18 protein-coding genes are annotated in these 18185 nt (G+C 71.9%); 12 read left to right on the top strand and 6 right to left on the bottom strand.

Going from position 1 to position 18185, the window contains the following annotated elements; genetic code table 11:
• The first annotated feature begins 18 nt into the window (after nt 1–18).
• Complete coding sequence (locus BS80_RS01005) at nt 19–438, top strand: hypothetical protein (protein WP_035791546.1); 420 nt, start codon at nt 19–21, stop codon at nt 436–438.
• 54 nt (nt 439–492) lie between these two features.
• Here BS80_RS01005 and BS80_RS01010 read toward each other — a convergent pair whose 3' ends face one another.
• Nucleotides 493–1119, bottom strand: a complete 627-nt coding sequence (locus BS80_RS01010; RefSeq protein ID WP_035791548.1) for a response regulator transcription factor — start codon at nt 1117–1119, stop codon at nt 493–495.
• Nucleotides 1120–1667: 548 nt separating this feature from the next.
• Here BS80_RS01010 and BS80_RS01015 point away from each other — a divergent pair.
• From BS80_RS01015 to BS80_RS01040, 6 genes are all read left to right on the top strand, one after another.
• Nucleotides 1668–2147, top strand: coding sequence for a hypothetical protein (locus BS80_RS01015; RefSeq protein WP_035791551.1), 480 nt, complete (start codon nt 1668–1670; stop codon nt 2145–2147).
• A 67-nt stretch (nt 2148–2214) separates the two neighbouring features.
• On the top strand, nt 2215–4884 hold the full coding sequence (locus BS80_RS01020) for a sensor histidine kinase (RefSeq protein ID WP_157535730.1): 2670 nt from the start codon (nt 2215–2217) through the stop codon (nt 4882–4884).
• Nucleotides 4877–5344, top strand: a complete 468-nt coding sequence (locus BS80_RS01025) for a roadblock/LC7 domain-containing protein (RefSeq protein WP_198045393.1) — start codon at nt 4877–4879, stop codon at nt 5342–5344. The genes BS80_RS01020 and BS80_RS01025 overlap by 8 nt, the downstream gene beginning before the upstream one ends.
• Before the next feature lie 81 nt (nt 5345–5425).
• Nucleotides 5426–5833 (top strand): DUF742 domain-containing protein, encoded by a 408-nt coding sequence (locus tag BS80_RS01030; protein WP_035791564.1) that lies wholly within the window; start codon nt 5426–5428, stop codon nt 5831–5833.
• Nucleotides 5814–6404 carry a GTP-binding protein gene (locus BS80_RS01035; protein WP_035791566.1) on the top strand — a complete coding sequence of 197 codons (591 nt, stop codon included), beginning with the start codon at nt 5814–5816 and terminating at the stop codon, nt 6402–6404. Before BS80_RS01030 ends, BS80_RS01035 begins: the two co-directional genes overlap by 20 nt.
• A 92-nt stretch (nt 6405–6496) precedes the next feature.
• The gene (locus BS80_RS01040) at nt 6497–6775 is read left to right on the top strand and encodes a hypothetical protein (RefSeq protein WP_035791569.1); all 279 of its coding nucleotides are present in this window, start codon (nt 6497–6499) and stop codon (nt 6773–6775) included.
• 189 nt (nt 6776–6964) lie between these two features.
• Here BS80_RS01040 and BS80_RS01045 read toward each other — a convergent pair whose 3' ends face one another.
• Nucleotides 6965–7381 carry a roadblock/LC7 domain-containing protein gene (locus BS80_RS01045; RefSeq protein WP_035791572.1) on the bottom strand — a complete coding sequence of 139 codons (417 nt, stop codon included), beginning with the start codon at nt 7379–7381 and terminating at the stop codon, nt 6965–6967.
• A 378-nt stretch (nt 7382–7759) separates the two neighbouring features.
• On the opposite strand from BS80_RS01045, the gene BS80_RS37365 reads away from it, so the two are divergent.
• A complete protein-coding gene (locus BS80_RS37365) occupies nt 7760–8128 on the top strand; it encodes a WhiB family transcriptional regulator (RefSeq protein ID WP_051965590.1) in 369 nt (122 codons plus the stop codon).
• 164 nt (nt 8129–8292) lie between these two features.
• Here the strand turns inward: BS80_RS37365 and BS80_RS01055 are convergent, their stop codons facing one another.
• On the bottom strand, nt 8293–8847 hold the full coding sequence (locus tag BS80_RS01055) for a universal stress protein (protein ID WP_083974039.1): 555 nt from the start codon (nt 8845–8847) through the stop codon (nt 8293–8295).
• A gap of 290 nt (nt 8848–9137) precedes the next feature.
• On the opposite strand from BS80_RS01055, the gene BS80_RS01060 reads away from it, so the two are divergent.
• From BS80_RS01060 to BS80_RS01070, 3 genes are all read left to right on the top strand, one after another.
• Nucleotides 9138–9725, top strand: coding sequence for a GNAT family N-acetyltransferase (locus BS80_RS01060; RefSeq protein WP_035791575.1), 588 nt, complete (start codon nt 9138–9140; stop codon nt 9723–9725).
• Nucleotides 9726–9854: 129 nt separating this feature from the next.
• Entirely contained in the window at nt 9855–11906 is a 2052-nt protein-coding gene (locus BS80_RS01065; protein WP_157535734.1) for a hypothetical protein, read from the top strand.
• 43 nt (nt 11907–11949) lie between these two features.
• Complete coding sequence (locus BS80_RS01070; protein WP_035791580.1) at nt 11950–12405, top strand: hypothetical protein; 456 nt, start codon at nt 11950–11952, stop codon at nt 12403–12405.
• An 82-nt stretch (nt 12406–12487) separates the two neighbouring features.
• Here BS80_RS01070 and BS80_RS01075 read toward each other — a convergent pair whose 3' ends face one another.
• The 3 genes from BS80_RS01075 to BS80_RS37370 form a co-directional block, all read right to left on the bottom strand.
• Nucleotides 12488–13555 carry an alpha/beta hydrolase gene (locus tag BS80_RS01075; protein ID WP_035791582.1) on the bottom strand — a complete coding sequence of 356 codons (1068 nt, stop codon included), beginning with the start codon at nt 13553–13555 and terminating at the stop codon, nt 12488–12490.
• A gap of 167 nt (nt 13556–13722) precedes the next feature.
• A complete protein-coding gene (locus tag BS80_RS01080) occupies nt 13723–15771 on the bottom strand; it encodes a transglycosylase domain-containing protein (RefSeq protein ID WP_035792791.1) in 2049 nt (682 codons plus the stop codon).
• A 51-nt stretch (nt 15772–15822) separates the two neighbouring features.
• On the bottom strand, nt 15823–16386 hold the full coding sequence (locus BS80_RS37370; protein WP_051965594.1) for a DUF4255 domain-containing protein: 564 nt from the start codon (nt 16384–16386) through the stop codon (nt 15823–15825).
• A gap of 221 nt (nt 16387–16607) precedes the next feature.
• Here BS80_RS37370 and BS80_RS01090 point away from each other — a divergent pair, with 221 nt between their 5' ends.
• On the top strand, nt 16608–18125 hold the full coding sequence (locus BS80_RS01090; RefSeq protein WP_035791584.1) for a phage tail sheath family protein: 1518 nt from the start codon (nt 16608–16610) through the stop codon (nt 18123–18125).
• Nucleotides 18126–18185 lie beyond the last annotated feature (60 nt).

The following is an 18185-nucleotide window of genomic DNA, read 5'->3' on the forward strand; positions in this document are numbered from 1 at the left end:
GCCCCGCACAGTTGGCGCATGGACTTCCTTCGCGAGACGCCCAGCGGCGCAACCCCCGACAAGTACTTCGGCTTCGACCTCACCTCGCGGGAGATGCGGCGGGGTCTCCTGTCGTTCCCGGATGACCAACTGGTCTTCGCCTTCAAGCCCAAGGCGAACAACCGCGAGGTGGAGTGCAGGGTCCAGCTGAGCGATGAGCTCGGCGACAACCTGCTGAACGGAACGGCGACCGTGACGATCGGTCCGAACCAGGGCTGCCCAAGCTACCTGACTTTCCACCACTTCGGGTGGGAGGACGAGGAGCGTCTCGTCCCGATCGACAAATGTCGGTACTACGTCGAGTTGGTCGACAGCGACGACACCGTCGAGGTGCGGATCTTCGGCGAGAGCCTGGAGCCTGCGGAGTACGCGGTGTACTACGGCGCCCTGTCGTGGTGACCCGCCCCGGGCCGGGTGCCGGCCGGGACCGCTCCCGGCCGGCGCCCGGCCCGATCAGATGTAGCCCTCGCGGATGGCGTACGCCACCGCGTGGGAGCGGTTGCGCAGGTGGAAGCGGCTGGTGACGTCGTGCAGCGTGTTCTTGACGGTGCGCTCGGAGTAGGCGAGCTGCTGCGCGATCTCCTGGGTGCCGAAGCCGGTCGCGACCAGGCGCAGCACCTCGGTCTCCCGATCGGTGAGACCGGAGAGGCCGATGCCGCGCGGCGAGAGCACGTGGTGCTGCAGGCTCGCGACCTGCTTGAGCAGCCGTCCGAGAAGGTCCGGCGGCACCACGCCCGCACCCCGGCACACCGAGCTCAGCACCTGGACCAGGCGGTCCGGCGTCGCCTCGTTGCGCCGCAGCAGGCCCGCCACGCCCGCCTCCGCGGCCGCGATGACGCCTTCCTCGTCGAGGCTGCCGGCCACCAGCACGACCTGGTCGATCCCGAGGCCCTTCATTCCGCGGAGCAGCCGCAGGGCCTCCTCGTCGAGCCGTTCGGCAGCCAGGACACCGATCGTCGACTTGCAGACCAGGTCGCGGTCGACGACCCGGACCTCGGCGCGCTGGCGGATCGAGGCGGCGAGTCCGGCTTCGGAGAGCGGGTCGCATGCTTGGACGTAGACGGGAATCGTGTTGGACATCTGCACTCCAAGAAGGCGGGTCTGTTGACCGGCTGACAGCGACGGTGCCCCTCGGCCGCCCGGACGGCGGACGCTTCGCACCTGACGGCTCGGGCACGGATGGAGCGGCGGTCCGGCCGCCGCGTGCCCTGCTGCGTACCGACGTGCTCGGTCGGTCCGGGCCGTTTCCCGAAGGGGCTCTTTCATTATGGGAAGCCGTTCCCTAACGCCGGGTTAGCGGCCACGCTGGACTTCCCCAACGGCGGCGCCGAATCGATCGGGCACACAACCCGAAATCCCTTGCGGTTGACGACCACCACGGCAGTGCCCCGGCTGCCGCAGCCGTCGCGCCTCCCCCGATCGGCTGCCCCCGGGGCTCATCCGGCAGGTCACCCCATCGGGCCACCCGACGGGGCGTGCCCGAGCGCAGACTGACTACCAGGGCCGCCGATCGGGCGAGTTCCGCTGTCGCGGCCGCGACGGCGCGACAGCCCGCCGGTCACCGTCTCACGCCGACACCGGCGGCGGGGCCCGACCCCGCGGACCCAACCTCAGGAAGGCCGACCGCGATGCTCCACGACCAGATCGACCGACCGCAGCCGCGCAGTTCCCCCGAGATCCTCGTCCGCTCGGACGACGACCGGCGGTTCGGCTGGCGTCTGCCCGACAACCCGTCAGCGCTGCGCGACCTGCACGCAGAGCTGCGCCGGACCGTGGCGCGGTGGCGGGCCGCACCGGCGGGCCTGGAGATCGCCGCACTGGCGGTGGTCGAGCCGGCCGGCCGCTGTCTGCGGAGGACCGGTGCCTCGCGCGACGTGTTCGTGTCCCGGCAGGATCAACCCCGGCTCGACGGCGGACGCGACGGGCCCACGGCCCTGGTCATGGCCGCGTCCCACGACCCGGGCCGGACCGACGCCCCCTTCGACGACGCCCGAGCCGGCCACGACCTGCCGCTGGTCCGGACGCACGCCCGGGACTGGGGCCGGCACCGGTCCGCCACCGGCACGACCTACTGGGCCCAGCTCGTCCTTCCAGGGCAGCAGGCCTGACCCCGGCACCTGCCGCGGTGCACGCATTCGTGCCCCGCTCCTCCCTCGCACCACCTCGGAGTCCGCTGTGTCCCGTCTCTTCCGCCCGGGTTCGTCCCGCACCATCGACCGAGCCCCCGACAGTCCCGCCGATCGCACCGCGCCGATCCGCGAGAACACCCCGCGGGTGGCGCCACCGGGACGAGGGCGCCGACGCCGCTTCGTGCCCCGCGTGCTGGGCAACCTCCGGGTCCGGACCCGGATGGCTGCCGTGCTGGCCATCCCGCTGATCGCCGCGGCGCTGCTGGCGAGCCTGCGGATCAACGACGCGTCCAACCGTGCCGACCAGTACGGACGGCTGCACCAGATCGCCCAGCTGAGCCAGTCGGGCATCCAGCTGATCACCGATCTGCAGCGCGAGCGCGACCTCCTGATCGACCCGCAGGCGCAGGCGGCCGGCGGCAACGGCGCGCTGCAGAGCCAGGAGGAACGCACCACGGGTGCCGCCGCCGCATTCCAGGCGCAGGCGAAAACGCTGCCGCCGTCGGTCCGGCTGGGCCAGCACCTCGATGCGGTCAACGGCGCCCTGGCAACCCTGCCGCAGGTCCGGGCGCAGGCCGCCGCCACCAGCCCCGCGCAGCTCAGCTCGGAGTACACCCGGGCGATCATGCCGGTGCTGGGGATCACCAACGAGCTCAGCGGCGACCTGAACCAGACCAACGGCCAGGGCTGGGCGATGTACACGCTGGCCCTGCACACCGCCATGGTCTGGAGCGAGCGGGCGCTGATCGCGAACAGCGCCGCCGCCCACAATCTGAGCATCGAGCAGCGCGCGGCGCTGCTTTCCTCGGCGCGCATCCAGGACATGACGCAGCAGGAGTTCCAGCTCAACGCCAACCCCGCGGATGTCGCTGCCTTCCAGCAGCTGCTCGCGCAGCCGTCCGCGCAGTTGGCCAACCAGGCCATGAGCAACCTGATGGCGACCACCCGGGCCGCGCTGGCGCCGGACGTCCTGCCGGCCGGCTGGTACGACGGCTTCACGTCGAAGATCAACGGGCTCAACGCGCTGGAGGACAGCGTCGGACAACGGCTGGTCGCCCAGACCGCGCAGAGCCAGCACCACGCCGAGGACCAGGCCGCCTCGGACGCGCTGGTGGCCGCCCTCCTGCTGATCGGCGCACTGCTGCTGGCCGTCATGGTCTCGCGCTCCCTCGTCCGCGGCCTGCGCGACCTGCAGTCCTCCGCGGTCGAGGTCGCCGAGGTACGGCTGCCGGAGGCGATGCGCGCACTCACCCGCGGTGAGAGCGGTGGCAGCCTGCCGGCCGTTGCCCCGGTCTCCTCCGGGACCCGGGACGAGATCGGCGCCGTGGGCAGCGCCGTCGACCAACTCCACCACGAGGCACTGCAGCTGGCCGCCTCCCAAGTCCGACTGCGGGAGAACGTCAACGCCATCTTCCGCAACCTGTCGCACCGCAACCAGGCCCTGGTGCAGCGGCAGTTGAAGGTGATCGCCACGCTGGAGCAGGAGGAGGTCGACGCGCACCAGCTCGGCCGGCTCTTCCAGCTCGACCACCTGGCCACCCGGATGCGCCGCAACAGCGAGAACCTGCTGGTGCTCGCGGGCGCCGACCTGATGGCGCGCGGCGCCACCCCGGTGGCCCTGCTGGACGTGGTGCGCGCGGCGATGTCCGAGGTGGAGCAGTACGAGCGGATCACCACGCACCGGCTGCCGGCCGTCCACGTCACCGGGAACGCGATGCGCGACGTGGTGCACCTGCTCGCCGAACTGCTGGAGAACGCGCTCTCGTTCTCCAGCCCGCAGACCGAGGTCACCGTCGACGGCCAGCTCCTGCCGGACGGCCGGCTGATGCTGGAGATCTGCGACCGGGGCATCGGCATGAGTCCCGCGCAGTTGACCCAGGCCAACGCGGACCTGATCAGCGGCCCCTCACTGGACATCAGACTGTCCGAGAGCCTGGGTCTGTACGTGGTGGGCACCCTGGCCCACCGGCACGGCATCGAGGTGCTGCTGCGCGGCGCGACACCCGGCACCTCCACCGTCGTGATCCTGCCGGTGGGGACGCTCGCCCTGGACCGCGCCGTGGGCGCGCCCGGATCGGAGCCGGCCGCCATCGGCGGGCCGGCGCCCGATGCGGGGGCGGACGCCCCCCGGCCGCAAGCGGTGGCCGCTCCCGTCCCGCCCCTGCCGCACCAGCTTCCGGCCCGCCCGCTGTCGCACCGGCTGCCGGACGACCCGGCGCCGGCAGCGGCACCGGCAGAGCCGCAGAGCACCGTGGAGACGACCGTGGTCGTCCCGGCGCCGACGCCGCAGCCGGACCACGCGCCGCAGCCGGCGGCCGAAGCGGTGACCGCGGTGCTGCCGCCCGTCCCGCCGTACCCGCCGCACGCGGCCGCCGCGGGCGGCACGACGACCGGACCGGTCACGGGGCCGCCCGCCGGCCCCGCGGCGGGCCGACCCCTGCGGCGCCGCTCGCCCGAGCGTTCCGTGCCGAGCCGGGCGATCCCGTCCTCCGGGATCGCCGTGCCGACGGCCGCACCGCCCCACGCCGACGCGCCGGACACCGCCACGGCGCTGCCGCGCCGGGTCCCGCGGGCCAACTTGCTGCCCGGCGCCGTCTCCCCGACCGCCACGCCGCCCGCACTGCGCGACCCGGACCAGATCCGGATGCGGCTGAGCGGCTTCCAGCAGGGCACGAACCGCGCGAGCGACGAGAGCGGGAGTGAGCACGGTGAGTGAGCCGATCGCCACCGGCCCGGCGGCCCGCGCCGGGCAGCCGCCCGCCCTCGGGGACGGCCTCGACTGGCTGATCACGCAGTTCGCCGACGAGAATCCGGAGATCCGCGCAGCTGCGGTCGTCTCCAGCGACGGCGTCCTGCTCGCGCACGGCGGTGCCACGGCCCCGGCGGCCGACTCCCCGCTGGCGGCGATCACCTGCGGGATCGCCGCCCTGGCGGACGGCTGCTCCCAGGTCACCGAGAGCGGACCGGTGCGGCACACCCTGGTCGACCTGGGAGACGGGTTCCTGCTGGTCTCCGCGCTGGCGCACGACGCGCTGCTGGCCGTCCTCACCTCCGACGTGTGCGACCTCGGGCTGCTCGGCTACCAGACGGCCCGACTCGCCCGCCGGGCCGGAGTGGCGCTGGCACCCGCGGCGCGTGACCCGTTGTCCGAGACCGCACCGCACACCCCGTGCTGACGGCGGCGCCGGCGCCGGGCCCGCGGGCCCGGCGCCGGCACCCGACCCGCGGCACGGTCACGATCGAGCAAGGAAGCACGCATGTCCGACTCCGCCCGTACCGGAACCCTCCGGTACGACGAGGACCTTCCGCTGGGTCCACGTCCCTACACGCTCACCCGCGGCCGCACGCAGCCGGGCCTGGACCTAGCGCTGGAGGCCCTGGTGTCGAACGTCCGGTCCGAGGACGGCGCCGGCCACGGTCAGCACCGCTCACCCGGCCCGGACGGGTTGGGACCGGAACACCGGGCGATCCGGGAGCTCTGCCGGCAGAGCCGCTCGGTCGCCGAGATCGCCGCTCTGCTGCCGGTACCGCTCGGCGTCGCCCGCATCCTCGTGGCCGACCTCGCAGGCGCCGGCCTGGTCCTCGTCGACCAGTCCGCCGCGCCCGGCGGCCAGCCCGACACACTGCTCCTCGAAAGGGTGCTCGGTGGACTACGCAACCTCTAGCCCGGCCCGCTCCGACGCGGCGCGGCCCACGACCTCCGCCAAGATCATCATCGCCGGCGGCTTCGGCGTGGGCAAGACCACCACCATCGGGTCCGTCTCCGACATCACGCCGCTGCGCACCGAGGCCAGGCTGACGGAGGCCTCGATCGGCCTCGACGACGTCCGCCAGGTCGCGCAGAAGACCGCCACAACGGTCGCGATGGACTTCGGGCGGGTCGCCCTCGACGGCGACCTGCTCCTCTACTTGTTCGGTACGCCGGGCCAGGACCGCTTCTGGTTCATGTGGGACGACCTCAGCCACGGCGCGGTGGGCGCCATCGTCCTGGTCGACAGCCGCAGACTGGCCGACTGCTTTCCCGCGATCGACTACTTCGAAGACAAGGGAATGCCGTTCGTCGTGGCGGTCAACCCGTTCGACGGACACAGTCCCTACAGCACCCAGGACGTTCGCCAGGCGCTCGGTCTCGGCCCGGAGGTACCAGTGGTCAGCGCCGACGCACGGCGGCGCGCCGAGGTCGTCTCCGCACTGATCAGCCTGGTCGAACACGCCCTGCTGCTGCGCTGCCAGTGACCGCGGCCGACCGCGGACCCGGTCACCGCACACCCCGCCTGCCCGGCACCACCGTCCGGACGTCCCCGTCACGAGAAGAAGGAGTCCCACCCATGGAGACCAGACCCGCGGTGTCCCGGTCCGCCGACCCGGCGCACCGCCACCCCGCACCACCGGAACCGGACAGCGCGCTGCCGGCCGTGCGGTCGCCCGCACAGCGCAGCGCGGTTCCGCCGGCACCGCCCGATCCCACCCCGGTGTACTCCGCGCTGGTGGCCGAGTGGCAGGCCTTCGGGCGCCACGTACCCGGCACCGCCGACGACGTCTCCGCGTTCCCGGTGCCCGAGCACGAGTTCTTCACGGACGCGCCGGAGGCCTCCGGGTACGCCTGACGCCCGGCCCGCGGACCGCGTCTCTCCCACTCCCGCTGCGTCGGCCCGGACACGACCTTCCGTCGTGTCCGGGCCGACGCAGCGGGCTCGTCCGTGTGCCCGGCGGACGTCACCGGGCACGGCGAAGCGGTCGGGAGCCCCCAGCCTCCCGACCGCTTCGCAGCCACAGGGCCGCGTGACGACCGAACGTCAGATCCGCCCGCGGGCGCGCGCCTTCAGTTCCTCCACCACCTGGTCCGCGATCCGCTCGGCGAGGACCGCGAGCTCGTAGCCGATCACGCCCAGGTCCGCGTCGCCGGTGGTGACCACCGCCAGCGACGCCCCCCGCGCCACGGGCGTCAGGCAGAGGAAGCCCTCCTCCATCTCCACGACGGTCTGGGCGGCCGGAGTGCCCTCGAAGACCCGTGCGCAGGCGCCGGCCAGGGAGCCGAGGCCGCTGACGGCTGCCGCGAGACGGTCGGCCCGGTCCGTGCCGAGGCTCCCCGTGGCGGTCAGCGGCAGGCCCGAGGCGCACACCACCATCGCGTGCCGGACCTCCGGGTCCTGCTCGGCGAACTCGGCCACCGATCGGCTCAACCGGCCTTCGGCGAGCTTGAGCTGACTCACAGGACCTCCTGGTCTCGACAAGGCCCCGCGGGGCCGTCCGGCGGCCGCCCCACCCGTGCGCGAGCAGCCTCCCTGCCACTGTCGCGGCCCGGGGCCGGCCTGCGCCTCCCCCGATCGGCGGACCGTCCTGGTGGTCCCGAGCCGCCCGTCCGGCCCTGCGGGCTGCCGACCGGACGGTGTCCCGGGCACCGTCCGGTCGGGTCCCGCCCTTGGACCGCGGGCAACGGACGACCGGCTGGCCCGGGCCGTGGGGGCACCGGACAAGACTGGGGCTACGGGCGGGCACAGAGCTCCGTCCACGGCCGCCGAACCAGGCGCCCGGCGTCGCCGGGAGACACGGCGTGCCGCACCAGACCATCCAGCCATTCGGATCCACTGATGACCAACCAGGTGAACACCCCGCACTTCGTTCCCCGCGTCGAGCGCTCCGGGCTCCTCCCATGCGCCGACCCCGCGATCGACCCCGACGAACTGTTCTTCAGCAACAACCGCAACGAACCGGCCGCGGTGGCACGCGCCATGGCGATGTGCGAACCGTGCCCGGTCCGCGCGGAGTGCCTTGCGCACTCCCGCACCCACCCCGAATGGGGCATCTGGGGCGGCGAGTCGGAGGCGGACAGGGCCCTGCTGGGCGCTCCGCTGTCCGCTTCACTGCGCCTCGACTCCCCGAAGGTCTACCGCCTGGCCAGGCCACAGTCCCCACGCCCCCGCCGCGTGCGGGCCGCGCCGTCGGCCAGGGCCGCATAAGAGGACCGGCTGCCGGGGTCCGCGTGGGAGCGGCCCCGGCAGCCGGTCCCTTTTCATGCCTGTGGCCGGGCCGCTCACGGTGAGCGGCCCGGCCACAGGCACAAGAGATCAGCAGGCGGTCCGGATCCCCGGCGCGGGTGCGCCGGGGATCCGGACCGCCTCGGCTACGCCGAGTACTGCGCGGTCAGCTCGGCCGATCGCCGGTTGACCCTGCGCGCACGCAGGAAGCTGTGCAGCGGCCCGGTGCGGAGCTCCTGCCCCAGCTCGGACGGCGGCGTCACCAGCACCTGGCAGCGGGCTCGTCGCGCGCACGCGGAACTCACCGACCCCACCAGCAGCCTGCGGAACCGGCTGCGCCGTCCGCGGCCCACCACCAGGACGTCGTTGGGACCGTCCGCCAGCTGGGTGAGGGCGTGCTGGGGCGTGTCCATCACCACCCGGCGCTCGACCCGCAGTCCCGGGTACCCGCCCAGCGCCAGCCCGCAGGCCTCCAGCTGCGAGGCCACCGCCCCCTGCTCGACGATGCCGTCCGTCGCGACGAACGGGTAGGCGGATGCGTCGCACCCGATGGCCGGGCGCCATGCGGTCACCACGAGCAGCAGCGCGTCCCGCTGGTGGGCGAGCGCGGCCGCGCGGCGCAGGTTCGCCACCTCATCGGGTCCCGTTCCGACGCCGACGACCACCTTCGGTGCCGACACCGCTTCCGTCCTCGTGCTCATCGTCGTCCGTCCTCGTCGCCGCCAGGGAACCGGGCTCTTCGACCGGTCGCTCCCTCACCACTCTCCGCACCACCCGCACGCGGTTCATCCCCCGACCGGCTGACGCACCGGTGCACGCTCCCTGCGCGGGAGACCGCCGTTCGGCCGGGTCGCGGCTCCGGCCCGGTTTCCTGCCCGATCAGCCGTTTCCCGGTCCCGGCGCCCCCGGTTCAATGGCCGTCACGTGCCGTGTGTCCCTGCGTTCCGGGCTCACCGGACGCGTCGGCCTCCTGACAGGAAGCGAACTTCCCATGACGCTGTCGCCCACCCCCGTCGCCACGACCGACTCCCCGCACCGGCCCCCGCTCAGCTACGCCACGTTCCGCGTCATGGACCGCCTCGACGAGGTCTGCGACGTGCAGGGCCGGGCGAACGGCTTCACCTCGGCCGAACGCGAGGGGCGCCGCACTCTCATCGCCCGGCGCGCCGCAGAGCCCGGCCTGCGCGCTGTCGGCGCCTTCCGCGGACGCCGGCTGGCGGGCTTCGCCTACGGCGCTCCCCTGAACGCCGACTGGTGGTGGGCCGGCGAGGCCCTGGACGCCCTCGGCTCCACAGCCGAACTCGCCTCGCTGGGAAGGCCGTTCACGCTCCTGGAGCTCCACGTGATCCCGTCGTTGCAGCGCCGCGGAGTCGGCGGCACCCTGGCCCGGCAGCTGTGCCGAACGGCCGACCCGGCCTTCGTCCTGCTCACCTGCAGGGCCTCCGATCCCGGCCTGCAGCACTTCTACCGCACCCTCGGGTTCACCACGCTGCCCGGGGCCCGCGTGGGCGGCCACGCCTACCACGTCATGACGGCGCCGCTTCCGCTGCGCCGCCGTACCTCGGCATTTCGGGCCTGACCCGACCGCACGGACCGGAATTCCCCCTGCCCGAACGTCCTGTGCGTTTGCGGATACCCGGATCGACAAACGGGCAGTGTAAAGGGACCTGACGGCCTGCACACTCCGCCCTGGGCACAACGCGAGCGCATGGCAACATCGGTGACGCGCAGGGAAAGCACCCCACTGACGATCAGGGAGACACACGTGGAGATTCAACACGACACCTCGCTCGCGGAACTCCTCCAGGCCGTGGGCGTGAAACTGGATCCGCTCAACCCGTTGACGTTCCCGAAGGACATCAAGCTCCTCTACCTCAACGGCCCGCTCGGGCTGCCGACCCAGTGGGGGATCTTCGAGAAGTACCTCCAGATCAATCACTTCCCTGTGGCGTTGCACTGGTACCAGAGCCTCGGCCGCGTCTCGCGGATGAACGACAGGGCCCGGCGGGGGGTCATCGCAAAGCCGCACTTCGAGCAGGAGCACTACAAGGAGGCCGTCAAGAACGGAGACCTGAAGACCAAATACCGTGAATTCCGTGCGTGGTACACGTCCGAACTCTACAAGTTCCTCAGGGCCAGCAACCCCTCCGAGCGGTACGCGGACATGCTCGCGGAGCGCAGGGGAGACATCCGGAGCTACCGGATCACCGTCAAGGGGAACATCACCGCTTCGCGGAACCTCGCCCTCGACTTCAAGCAGCTCGAGGACGGGCAACTGGAACTCGCGCGCGCACTGGACGCCATCGTGGCCTGGGACCACGCCCCGACGAACTTCGACCCGTCCAAGGGGAAGCTCCGGTTCGGGACGGGCAAGACCACCCACGGCGAACACGTCATGCATATGGTCACCGCCGTGGACGCCCTGCGTAGCGCGCGTTCACAGGTGATGCAGGTCGCCGAGGAGGCGCTCGCCCTGCTCGAGCAGTCCAGGCACGAGCCCGACCAGCTCGCCATGAAGACGGTGGACAGGGCCGGGGCGATGGTCTCCGCCGCCGTCGACGAGATGCTGGAAGCCCTGCAGGTGCTCCTGAAGGAATGCGACAAGGCGGGCACGGCCTACTACAGCTGGGCCAAGCACCACCAGAACAAGGTCATGCGGGAGCAGGCGGATGACGAGCTCATCCAACTGGCCCGTCAGACCCGCGATTCGGGCATCAACGTCGGCATGACCTTCGGCGCCCTGATCGTCACCGCGACGACGGCGGGCCTCGGACTGATCCCGTACTTCGCGTGCTGCACCGGAGCCAAGCTCTGCGTCAAGGCGTACGACAAGTACGACGACTACGAACTGCTGGACGAGCAGCGGCGCGACCGCTCGATCGACACCCTGGTCGAGCACACCAAGCTGGCACGGCCGGGCACCAACAAGAAGGACCGCGCGGCTCGGGGCGTCCGCAATGCCGGACAGTTCTTCACGACGGTCTCCGATCTGGCCGGAGCCCTCGGCGACCTCTCCGGTCTGCCGATCAGCAATGCGGTGTGGATCACGAGCGTGACGGTGGACGCCTCGCTGTCGACAACCGACAAGATCGACGGCTCGACGCACACCAAGGTCCAGCACGACCACCACGACGACGCCCTCGAGTACGTCCTGTCCGGCCAGGTGCACCAGGTGCCGCACGAGCGGAACAGGATCGCACCCGAAGAGCGGTTCGACGAAGTGGCCCTGCGCCTCATCCACGAGAACTGGGACACCGACCTCGGCGTGCCGGCGGCGCTCAAGGCCTACCTGGCGAAGCACATGCCGAACTTCCCGCACGACGACGAGATGCTCTTCGAGGGCTGCACCTCGTTCACCAGTACTCCCGAAGTGGGCTGGTACGAGTGCGTGCTGACAGTCGACGTCAATGTCCGCGGCCTGAACGAATTCTTCATGGACGTCCGGCTCTTCGTGAGTTCCGAGGGCCTCATCAGCGACCTGTCCGTTGCGCGCGGTGCGCAGATCGAGTCGAGCCGGTGGTGGAACACGACACTCGACCACCAGAACTGGAACGATGCGGCCCGTAAATGGGTGGAATCCCTTCCCTGGGGAATCCGGCTGTTCCTCGCCATCCTGGAGCACGAGGTGCATTCCGGCGCATTCGAATTGGCCATCGTGTCCTACCAGGGCGTCGCGGACGAGAACGTCATCAGAGCGGAAGTCAAGAACCACGAGGTCGCCGAGTACCTCCTGAAGCACCAAGAGAATTTCGGCAAGTAACCTCCCACCCCCGTTCGATCTCCCGAGAATAGAGTGGACGACCGTGACCACCGAAGCATTCGACGCCGAAGACATGAAGAAGCGCCTGCAGGAGCTCAGCAAACTCGCCGCCGCCGAGACGGACAGCTCCGGGCTCGTCACCCTGGCGACCGAACTGGTCAATCGCTACGGTGACTCGCCGCTGCAGAAGGAGCTCCACATCATTCTCGCCCTGGCGTGGGCCAACCACGACAGCGAACAGTCCCTCTCCTCGATGCAGGAGGTGTTCAGCACCGCCGGGGTGGGCAGCATCGAGGAACTGAAGGGCATCGTGACCATCCCTGACGAACGCGGCCTCGGACTCGTGGAAGCCAGGGCCTTCACGCCGGGCGCCCTGCCGATCGACGAGCTGGACGACGACGAGGGCGACGACGACGCGGAGCTGGAGATGCTGTTCGACGCAATCATCCTCGACCAGTTCGACGACGGCGAGGCTGTGGTCGGCAAGGACGCTCCGTAGCGGAACAGCCCACGGTGTTCCGCCCAGGGCGGCCCCTCTCCCCCGTAGTCGTCGGGAGAGGGGCCTTCCGCGCCGCGCCGCATCACCCCGGCAGCAGCCGGCTCAGCCAGGACCAGGCCCCCGGGAGCATGCCGTTCCACACGTCCGGATTGTGGCCGCCGTCCGGCTGGATCATCAGGCTGACGGCGGTTGGAGGGCGGACGGCGGCGGCGAGTGCCTGGGCGTCGGCGGCTGTGGTGTCGTCCGCGCGGCTCGCGGCCAGCAGGAGGGCGACCTCGGGGGCCGGACGATTGGCGGCCAGCCACAGCGGGCTGTTCTCGTCGCGCTGCTGCTGGTCGAGCAGGGTCGAGGTATTGGCCGCGTCACCGGCGATGCTGACCGCGGCGCGATACTCTCCGGCGTGCTGCAGGGCGAGCTTGGAGGCGCACAGGCCGCCGGTCGAGTAGCCGAGCAGGCCCCAACCGTCGCGTGAGGCGGACGCGCGCAGGGTGGACTGGATCGCGGTGCGCACGTCCAGGGTGAGCCAGGTGTCGATCTTGGGGCCGGCGCCGGGTGCGTCGCTGCACATCGTGTCCTGGCCGCCGAAGGTGATGTCCGGAGCGACCAGGATGAACGGCTCGGACGTGCCGGCGGACACCGCCGCGGTGAGCGTCCCCGTGGTGTCGAGGTTGCCGATCCAGTCCGAGGGTTGGCCGGGCACCCCGTGCAGCAGCTCCACAACCGGGAAGCGGTGCCCGGCGTACTGCGGGGAGTGGTACTGCGGCGGCAGCCACACGTCGACGGTGCCGGTGAGTCCCGATTGCGGACCGGCGAGCGTGGCCTGCTGCCAGCCGCCCGGGAGCGGGCGGAAGGCCAACGGGCCTGCGCCGTCGTGCTGCGCGAAGCCCGCGGGGGCGTAGGGCCGGGCCACCCCGGCGGAGGTCGTGCCCAGCAGGTCGTCCCAGGAGGTGTAGAAGCCGTACTGGTCGTTGATCGCCACCACGGCGAGCAGGACCGCCAGTGCCTGGCAGCCGAGCAGCAGCAGCGCCCGGCGCAGGTGGTGCACGGCGGTCCAGCCGCGCAGCGAGCGCCAGAGCACGAGGGTGCCCACGAAGGCAGCGGCGGTGAGCAGAGCCACCAGTGCCAGAAAGCCCGAACCGTCGAGTCCCACGTTGATCCCGTCCCGGAGTAGGGGTCCGCCATACCGGTCCGCCCCCCGACAGCACGCTCCGGTCCGCGGCCGGTCTCAAGCGTCCTGTGCCGACCGCCCGTTCCCGGGCCACCGATCGGGGGATCGCCCGGTGGGTCCGGTCCCGCCGGTCCACCAGGGGACGGGCGTCAGCGCAGCGGCACGCTCGGCAGGGACTCGGCGGGGGTGCCGACGAGCGCGCCCTTCACCGCATCGCGCCAGATCGGTCCGGCCAGGCCGCCGCCGGAGGCCTGCGCCACCCGTGTGCCGCCGATGCTCTGCCCGTCCAGCGAGCGGACCTTGTCGATGTTGGAGAGCACCGTGGCGCCGGAGAGCTCGGGGGTGTAGCCGACGAACCAGACCTGCTTGTCGTCGTTGGTAGTGCCGGTCTTCCCCGCGCTGTCGCGGTCCTTGAGGCCCGCCTTCGTGCCCGTGCCGTCCTCGACGACGCCCTTGAGCATGGTGCCGATGGTGTCGGCGGTCCCCTTGCCCATCACCTGGCTGCAGCGGGGGCCCGGCACGGCGAGCTTCGCCCCGTCGGCCGTGGTCACCGAGCTGATCGCGGTCGGTGCGCAGTAGCTGCCCCCGGCCGCGAACGCCGCGTAGGCGGCCGCCATCTGCAACGGGCTCTGCTCGTTGGCGCCCAGGACCATCGAGGGCACGACGCTCAGCTTCTCCCCGTCGGCGCGCTGCGCCAGCCCGAGCCGGCCGGCCATCCGGGAGACCTCGCACAGTCCGGTGTCGGACTCGAGCGCCGCGAAGTAGGTGTTCACCGAATCCGCGAGGGCCGGCCCCATGGTGTAGGGGCCCACCAGGGACGGGCTGTCGTTGTGCACCTCCCCGCCGGCGGGGAACTTCCCGCCCGAGCAGTCCTTCATCGCGGGCCAGGGCATGCTGTACGGCGAGCGGTAGGACTGCGCGGGCTTGATGCCGTTCTCCAGTGCGGCAGCGGCCGCGATCGGCTTGAACGTCGACCCCGGCTGGAAGCCCAGCCCGCCGCCCATGGCCGTGCCGACGTTGAGGTTGATCTGGGTCTGGTGCGCACCGACGCCGTACGGGCGGCTCTGGCCCATCGCGACGATGTTCCCGCTGCCGGGCTGCACCAGGCTCATCGCCGCGACGGCCTGGTCCTCGGCGTAGGCGTGGCCGGTCACCGAGGACTGCAGCGCGGACTGCGCCCCGGGGTCGAGGGTGGTGTGGATCCGCAGGCCGCCGCGCTTCCACAGCGCCGCCCGCTGCTCCGCGCTCGCCCCGAACGCCGGATCGCTGAGGACCTCCCGGCGCACGTAGTCGCAGAAGAACCCCTCGCCCTGCTGCGCGGTCACGCACCCCTGCTGGGGCCGGGTGACGCTCAGCTGGATCGGGGTGGCGATCGCCTGGTTCGCCTGGTCCTGGGAGATGGTGCCGTAGTGCGCCATCTTCGTCAGCACCGTGTCCCGGCGCTCCTTGGCGGCCTTCGGGTTGACGATCGGGTCGTAGCCGGTGGGCGACTGCACCAGGCCGGCCAGCAGCGCCGCCTGCGGCAGGGTGAGGTCCGCGGCGTGCACACTGAAGTACCGCTGGGCTGCCGCCTCCACACCGTAGGCCTGCTCGCCGAAGAACGTGATGTTGAGGTAGTTGGTGAGGATCTGGTCCTTGGTCAGGCTCTCCTCGACCTTCATCGCGTACTTCATCTCCAGGACCTTGCGCACCACCGTCTGTGCCTGGGCCGCCCGCACCGCCGCCTGATCGTCGCCTGCCCGCTCGACGAAGACGTTCTTCACGTACTGCTGCGTCAGCGTGGACGCCCCCTGGACGACTCCGCCGCTGACCGCGTTCTCCCCGGTCGCGCGGGCGATGCCCTTGAGGTCGACCGCCCCGTGCTGGTAGAAGCGGTTGTCCTCGATGTCCACCAGCGCCGACTTCATCACCGGGGCGATCCGGTCGACCGGGACCACGGTGCGGTCCCGGTCGTAGACGGTGGCGATCACGCCGCCGTCCGCGTCGTAGAGCGTGCTCGCCTGGGAGACCTGGGGGTCGAGCAGGCCCGCCGGCAGCGTGTCGGCCGCGGAGAGCGTGGCTTCGGCGCCCAGCCCGAGTCCGCCCACCACGGGAACGCACAGGGCGGCGACCAGCGCGCCCGCGACGGCGCTGACGCCCACGAATCCGGCGGCACGCGACAGGAGCGAGCCGTCGGTGCGGCGGTCGGGGCGTGGCACGGGGTCTCCTCAGGGCGGCGGTGATGGGCGGATATGTCTCCGGCGGCCTGCTCAGATCCGTCCAGCGGACAGGTCCAGCAGCCGCGCCGGATCGGCGACCGGCTGCACCGGCGGGACCAGGTCCGCCGCCAGGACGACCTCCAGGGACGGTTCGAGCGGGCGCTGCAGGGCGCTCCAGACCTCGGCGAGCGGATCGTTGCCGGAGCGGTCCGGCGCCAGGATCAGGCGCACCAGCCCCCCGTGCTCCGCGAGGGCTCCGACCCGCACCGCCTCCGGGATCGTCTCGGTGCCGGCCAGCGCCGTCATCGCACCGTCCAGCAGGTGCAGCCTGCGGGCGGCCGTCGGCGCCCACGCCCAGAGCAGGAAGTGCAGCCGGTAGCGCCGCACCGGCGGACGGCGGCCCACCACCGCGCCGTCCGGCGAGCGGGCGTCGCTCCAGTCGGCGGCGCGGGCGTGCGGGTCCTCGGCCGTGTGGAAGAGGAACAGGCCCAGGCCCTCCTCGTGACGCACGTGTTCCGGGGCGGCCGCTCCGGGCGGCTCGACGGTGACCGCCGGCGGTCCCGGCAGGCTGGTCCGGAGCAGGGCGGCCAGAGTTTCGGTGGCGTCGGCAAGCATGTCCGCCAGCCTGCCGGACGCTCCGACGCCCGTGCACCGGCTCACGGACAGACGGCGGGGCAGCGCCGCAATCCGCCCGGGCAGCCGATCGGGCTGCCCCAAACGGCACCGCAGAGGCCCGACCAATGGCCCGATCGTCGGTGCCGCCGGCCCCGCGAGCGCGGCAGGATTTTCAGGCAGCAGCACCCGACCACGTCCACCCCCTGCGGCCCGGAGGCCCCATGCCCAGCTACCTCTCACCCGGTGTGTACGTCGAAGAAGTGTCGTCCGGCTCCAAGCCCATCGAGGGCGTCGGCACCGCGATCTGCGCCTTTGTCGGATTCGCCGGCCAAGGCCCCGTCAACGAGCCCGTGCTCGTCACCAACTGGACCCAGTTCTCGCAGACCTTCGGCGAGTTCGTCGAGGGCTCCTACCTGGCCCACAGCGTGTACGGCTACTTCCTCAACGGCGGCGGCGCGGCCTACGTGGTCCGTCTGCCCGACGTCGAGCCCGATGTGGCCGCCCAGCACGCCACCGCCCAGCTGTCGGCCGCCGGCAGCACCAAGCGGACCGCGCTGACCGTCCGGACGCTGACCGCCGGCCAGGACGGCAACGCGCTCGGCGTGGAGGTCTCACAGGCGGCCGACGGCACCTTCCGCCTCACCGTCAAGCGCGGCAGCCGGCCCGTGGAGTCCCACGACGCGGTCACCCTCTCCCCCGGTCCGCGCAACATCGCCGACGTGCTGCGCCGCGACTCGCGGCTGATCGAGGTGCAGCAGTTCGAGCCGGCGCTCGCACCGGCCGCCGGTGAGGTCCGGCTGTCGGGCGGCACCGGATCGGACGACCCGACGTCGCTCAACCCCGAGGTGTTCATCGGCTCGGCCGCCGACCGGACCGGACTGGCCGGCCTGGAGGCGGTGGACGAGATCACCATGCTCGCCATACCGGACCTGATGGCCTGTCACCGTCGCGGGCTGGTCGACGAGGACGGCGTCAAGGCGGTCCAGCTGGCGATGATCGCACACTGCGAGCTGATGGGCGACCGGGTCGCCGTCCTGGACACGCCGCACGGTCTGAGCGCGCAGAAGGTCCAGGGCTGGCGGGTCGACACCACCGGTTACGACTCCAAGTACGCTGCGATGTACTGGCCTTGGCTGAACGTGCTTGACCCGGTGTCCGGCAAGCCCTCGCTGCTGCCGCCGAGCGGCCACGTCGCGGGCGTGTGGGCCCGCAGCGACGACACCCGCGGGGTCCACAAGGCACCCGCCAACGAGGTGGTACGCGGCGCCCTCTCGCTGGAGCTGGCCCTCACCCGGGGCGAGCACGACCGGCTGAACCCGATCGGTGTCAACTGCATCCGGGCGTTCCCCGGGCAGGGCATCCGGGTCTGGGGCGCCCGCACCCTCAGCAGCGACCCCGAGTGGCGCTACCTCAACGTCCGACGCCTGTTCAACTTCGTCGAGAAGTCCATCCTCCAGGGCACCAGTTGGGTCGTCTTCGAGCCCAACGACCCCAAGCTGTGGGACTCGGTCAAGCGGACCATCACCATGTTCCTGCGCGGTGTGTGGCGCGACGGCGCGCTCTTCGGCCAGACGCCCGCCGAGGCCTTCTACGTGAAGTGCGACGAGGAGAACAACCCGGCGGACAGCCGCGACCAGGGGCTCCTGGTGGTCGAGATCGGCATCGCCGCGGTCAAGCCCGCGGAGTTCGTGGTCTTCCGCATCTCCCAGTTCGCCGACGGGGCTTCGCTGGACGAGTAACCGTCCGCGCACCCCCGCTCGGACCGCTCATGCCCCGCCCGGGCAGCAACCCCTGAAAGG

The sequence above is a fragment of the Kitasatospora mediocidica KCTC 9733 genome (assembly GCF_000744225.1).
GTDB lineage: Bacteria > Actinomycetota > Actinomycetes > Streptomycetales > Streptomycetaceae > Kitasatospora > Kitasatospora mediocidica.

Bases quoted from the DNA above. Each gene is read 5' to 3' on its own strand.
- BS80_RS01005 (WP_035791546.1), top strand. From the start codon at position 19: ATGGACTTCCTTCGCGAGACGCCCAGCGGCGCAACCCCCGACAAGTAC.
- BS80_RS01010 (WP_035791548.1), bottom strand. From the start codon at position 1,119: ATGTCCAACACGATTCCCGTCTACGTCCAAGCATGCGACCCGCTCTCC.
- BS80_RS01015 (WP_035791551.1), top strand. From the start codon at position 1,668: ATGCTCCACGACCAGATCGACCGACCGCAGCCGCGCAGTTCCCCCGAG.
- BS80_RS01030 (WP_035791564.1), top strand. From the start codon at position 5,426: ATGTCCGACTCCGCCCGTACCGGAACCCTCCGGTACGACGAGGACCTT.
- BS80_RS01040 (WP_035791569.1), top strand. From the start codon at position 6,497: ATGGAGACCAGACCCGCGGTGTCCCGGTCCGCCGACCCGGCGCACCGC.
- BS80_RS37365 (WP_051965590.1), top strand. From the start codon at position 7,760: ATGACCAACCAGGTGAACACCCCGCACTTCGTTCCCCGCGTCGAGCGC.
- BS80_RS01055 (WP_083974039.1), bottom strand. From the start codon at position 8,847: ATGAGCACGAGGACGGAAGCGGTGTCGGCACCGAAGGTGGTCGTCGGC.
- BS80_RS01060 (WP_035791575.1), top strand. From the start codon at position 9,138: ATGACGCTGTCGCCCACCCCCGTCGCCACGACCGACTCCCCGCACCGG.
- BS80_RS01065 (WP_157535734.1), top strand. From the start codon at position 9,855: ATGGCAACATCGGTGACGCGCAGGGAAAGCACCCCACTGACGATCAGG.
- BS80_RS37370 (WP_051965594.1), bottom strand. From the start codon at position 16,386: ATGCTTGCCGACGCCACCGAAACTCTGGCCGCCCTGCTCCGGACCAGC.
- BS80_RS01090 (WP_035791584.1), top strand. From the start codon at position 16,608: ATGCCCAGCTACCTCTCACCCGGTGTGTACGTCGAAGAAGTGTCGTCC.